Here is a 3,875-nt window from a genome sequence, read left to right as displayed (position 1 = left end):
ATTCGGTTCGGAAAGAAAAGCCGATGATTTTAATGACGATGCACTGGGAAGGGCACTGGATGCCCTTTATGCAGCGGATCCTGAAAAGGTTTATATCCAGGCGGTCCAAGGTATACAAAAAGCCATCAGGGATTATCTGATAATTTACCACAAAAAGCGACAGGGCCCAAAATCGAATTCATTTAAAATATTAAGTGGATTGATGTAACCCTTTAATAAAATGAAAGGAGGCGACACCATGAAAATACTTAGAAACAAAAAACGTTTTTTCGCGGGAATTGCAGCCTTTTTATTAATTATGCTAAATTTATTTCCCGCAGTTGCTGCTGCAAGTGCAATTAGTCCAATGAAACCCGGTACTCCAATGGAACCGGGAATTCCAATGACGCCAGGAATCCCAATGGATCCTGGCAATCCAATGCAACCGGGAACACCGATGACACCAGGAATTCCAATGGAGCCCGGTACTCCAATGACACCTGGGGATTCAGTTGAATCAGGTGATAATGGTGGTTCAGATGACGGTAATAAAAATGGTAATGCTGATGGTTCTAGCGGAGACGGGGCGAATTCTGAAGGGTCTTCAGAAGATCCTTCCACTGGGGAATCAAACAATACTGGCGGTGGTCAATCAGATCAGGATAATGGTTCTGCAGAAAATAGTGGTCCGGATGGTTCGAATGAAGCCAAAAACGGTATAAGAACTAAAAATGAAAATAGTCCAGGAACCAATAATGGTAAAAATGTCGAAAACGCAATTGATACAGTTAAAGAAACTGGCATATACTACAGCTTTGGAACCAGAGCTGCCCCAGGCGGCCTTTCATGGGGAATGGGTTACCGAATCAGGCATGATGGAAGTAAACTTAAAATCAATGGGCCGCGTGATATAAGCGGTCGTTGGCAACGGAGTTTTGCTGGTAAAAAACTTAACAGCATAGGAGCAGGAAGAGTGAATAAGAAAATTGGCGGTGCTCTTGATTCAATGTATCATGATGAAAGAGGGATTAAGAGGCACGCAACCGTTTTCAATAAAAACACAAAAGACTTGAATGTACAAAAGAATATTAGAATATCGTCTTCAATTAAATCAGGATTGCAGAAAAATTATGGGAAAAATATACTTAAAACGTCAAACAATCTAAAAGGTGGTGGGCTGGTAGGTCACGCTTTAACTTTTGGCGGTAATATTGTTTCTTATGGCTGGGGGAAAAACGCTGCAGCAAATGGAGGACCAGGGTATGGCAGTACCGATTTTGCTGCTTCGATGATTACAGATGGTGCAATTGCTGGTGGTACAACAGCACTTAGCTCAGTCGCAGCTACGTGGCAGCATCCAGTGCCGCTGGATCAGTGGTACCAGGGCTTGGAACTGTAATCGGCGCAACTACAGGGTTGGTTATTGGCGGTTTAATGGCAACAGATACAGGAAAAAGAGTACGTAATTGGACTAAGAATAAAGTAAAAGCTGGTCTAAATTGGAGTGTTAAAAAAACTACTCAAGCTTGGGGTAAACTAAAAGATATCGGAAGTTCCATAGGTGAATTGTTCTAGTAATGTCCTTATTGCTTAAAAGAGGGGTGTTAGGGAAGTGAAGAATATATGAAAATAAAACCAGAGGAAACGGCAGCCGAACAGGCAGCGAGAAATGTATACATGAGTCCATTTATTCCTTGTTTAGTTGGTTTTGGAGCTGTCGTAATCCCTCATTGGTCTAGTACGTATGCTCTAATATGGGGATTAATACTTACATTATTGATCTTGAGGGTTTTTTTGGGGTATTTAAAACAAATGCACCGTGATTATAAATGGCATGCTTTAACAGGCGTTCTTGTTTATGATACAACTGCATTTTTTCTCTTTATTCCGTTTTGGCGCGTAGTAGGTGAACCATTATGGTTATTATTTGTATTAATTGGCATATATGTTTTATGTCTAATTCTTACACATTATTTTCGGTACGTTGTTGTGGAAGGTGTACTCTCAGCTAGGTGGAGAAAAACAAAATTTGGAAGGTTGTATTGGACTGCGGCCTTTCTGTTGGTTACCGGTACGGCAGGAGGCTCGTATGGTTTTGCAAGGACATTACAAGTTTTTCAGGGTTATAATACTGCGCTCTTTGTTATATCAGCCTGTCTGATTCCATTCGGTATCATTATTATCATTGGCTTCCATAGCTTATGGGTTCGCGTGGAAAATCCGGATTATGACCTTGAGAGTGAGGAAAATCCAAATTAATGTAAAAAAAGAGTGATGTTTATGATAAAAGAAAATTCAATATGGCATGGCATAGGTTTAGGAATCTTTTTATCTATTGTCGTCAGCACTCTGTTAGGATGGGCTGGTTTGGGGAATGATCCTCTTTCTTCTTTTATTTTGTATCTATTGTGCTACATTCCTGTAGGGTTACTGGTAGCTCATCTTAACCCATACCATCCATATACACTAGCAGCCATCTCAGGTGTTATTTTAACTGTTTTGAATCAGATAGTTACCATTTTTTATTTTTCACCAGGTATATTGGCATATCCGTTTATCCTTAGATCAGGAATATTATTTGGTATCATAGCTTGTCTAATTGGAGCAGCAATTTCGACAAATTTGTGGCGACTTGCAATAAAAGTGAAAGGATGATATAGATAATGCATATTAAAGAAGCATGGTCATTATATTTGGACCATTTTTTAAGTATTTTATTAATATGTTGTACCATTGTCTTCCCATTGCAAGTTGTATCGTTCACGTTTTCTTCTAGCAATTTCATACTGTTTGGACCAAGTTGGGGATCTGTTGTTTCGGGAACCATTCTTCAGATGTTTATTTTAAATATTATGCAGATACCGTTTATCTGTCTAGCTTCAAGAGTTTGCTTAAATGAGGAAATTAAGATTAAAAGAATTTACTATAGGTTTATAATGATGCTTGTTCCAGTTTGTATTATGAATGTTTACTACATCTTTTGTATATTGATTGGTACTGTTTTTCTTATTATCACAGGTATATTTATGTCAGTTTTAGCGTTTTTATTTCCGTATAATTATTGAGAATAAGAATGGAAAGAATATTTTTAAGAGAACTTATAAAGTTGGTCGTTCGGGTTTCGTTGATATAATAACTATTATGTTTATTTTTTTATGTTTGAACGTATTAGTTTGGAGTGTTTCCTCGAATATTATTCTATGGTTTAATCTTGATACTGGTTTTATCACCTTTCTAATAATACGTTTCGTTATAAATGGCTTTATCTTACCACTGATGGTTTTTGTTGTTACACTCAACTATTTTGACTGGCAAGAAGAGTCTGGAACAGATACACCGGGTTATATGGTAAGGGGGGATGACTTTGGAAATTAATCAGATTTTAGACGAAGATAATAACATTTTTAATTTGAAAAGAACCCCCGTTATCTTTACAGTCATTTTATCTATTATTACTTTAGGAGTTTATTTGCCTTATTGGTTTTTGACTCGTCGTAAAATTTTGAATAAATTTAATGCAGATGAAAGGATTTCTTTCATAACCCCAATGTGCTTTTTTATTTTAACAACTTTTATTGCTTTAACCATTATCCCAGTTAATTTATTATTTGATGGATGGATATAACTATTTGGATATTGTGGTATCATATCTTGGTATTACTATTACTCTGTATTTATCCTTTCAGGTAAAAACCATTTTAAAGGTTAAGGAGAATGCGGGGAAAATTTCTTCCCTTGCTACATTTTTATTTCATATTTGGTATTTACAGTATGGTTAGCCCCCAAAAAGGGTAAAAAAGTGTCCAAAATATACCAAGACTACGTTATAATAAAGGTAACTATACAATTCTTCACAGGGCGGTGCTACATATGTTTAAACACGGTAAAAAGGAACA

Annotated in this window: 5 protein-coding genes and 1 pseudogene; all 6 read left to right on the top strand. The window is 36.9% G+C overall.

Annotated features, from left to right (window positions below; translation table 11 throughout):
• A pseudogene (locus IEW67_RS18555) lies at positions 1 to 133 on the top strand (DUF4277 domain-containing protein); the annotation flags it as partial.
• A 105-nt stretch (positions 134 to 238) separates the two neighbouring features.
• Positions 239 to 1,378, top strand: coding sequence for a hypothetical protein (locus IEW67_RS18280; RefSeq protein WP_229671948.1), 1,140 nt, complete (start codon positions 239 to 241; stop codon positions 1,376 to 1,378).
• Between the two features lie 35 nt (positions 1,379 to 1,413).
• Positions 1,414 to 1,554: a hypothetical protein gene (locus IEW67_RS17565; protein ID WP_188634377.1), complete on the top strand. Its 141-nt coding sequence runs from the start codon at positions 1,414 to 1,416 to the stop codon at positions 1,552 to 1,554.
• Between the two features lie 48 nt (positions 1,555 to 1,602).
• Positions 1,603 to 2,238, top strand: a complete 636-nt coding sequence (locus IEW67_RS17560; protein ID WP_188634376.1) for a hypothetical protein — start codon at positions 1,603 to 1,605, stop codon at positions 2,236 to 2,238.
• A gap of 21 nt (positions 2,239 to 2,259) precedes the next feature.
• The gene (locus IEW67_RS17555; RefSeq protein WP_188634375.1) at positions 2,260 to 2,634 is read left to right on the top strand and encodes a hypothetical protein; all 375 of its coding nucleotides are present in this window, start codon (positions 2,260 to 2,262) and stop codon (positions 2,632 to 2,634) included.
• A 709-nt stretch (positions 2,635 to 3,343) separates the two neighbouring features.
• Positions 3,344 to 3,604, top strand: coding sequence for a DUF4234 domain-containing protein (locus IEW67_RS17550; RefSeq protein WP_188634374.1), 261 nt, complete (start codon positions 3,344 to 3,346; stop codon positions 3,602 to 3,604).
• The last annotated feature ends 271 nt before the right edge of the window (positions 3,605 to 3,875 follow it).

The organism is Lentibacillus kapialis (assembly GCF_014646635.1).
Classification (GTDB): domain Bacteria; phylum Bacillota; class Bacilli; order Bacillales; family Amphibacillaceae; genus Lentibacillus; species Lentibacillus kapialis.
This window is presented reverse-complemented; position numbering and strand designations above follow the sequence as displayed.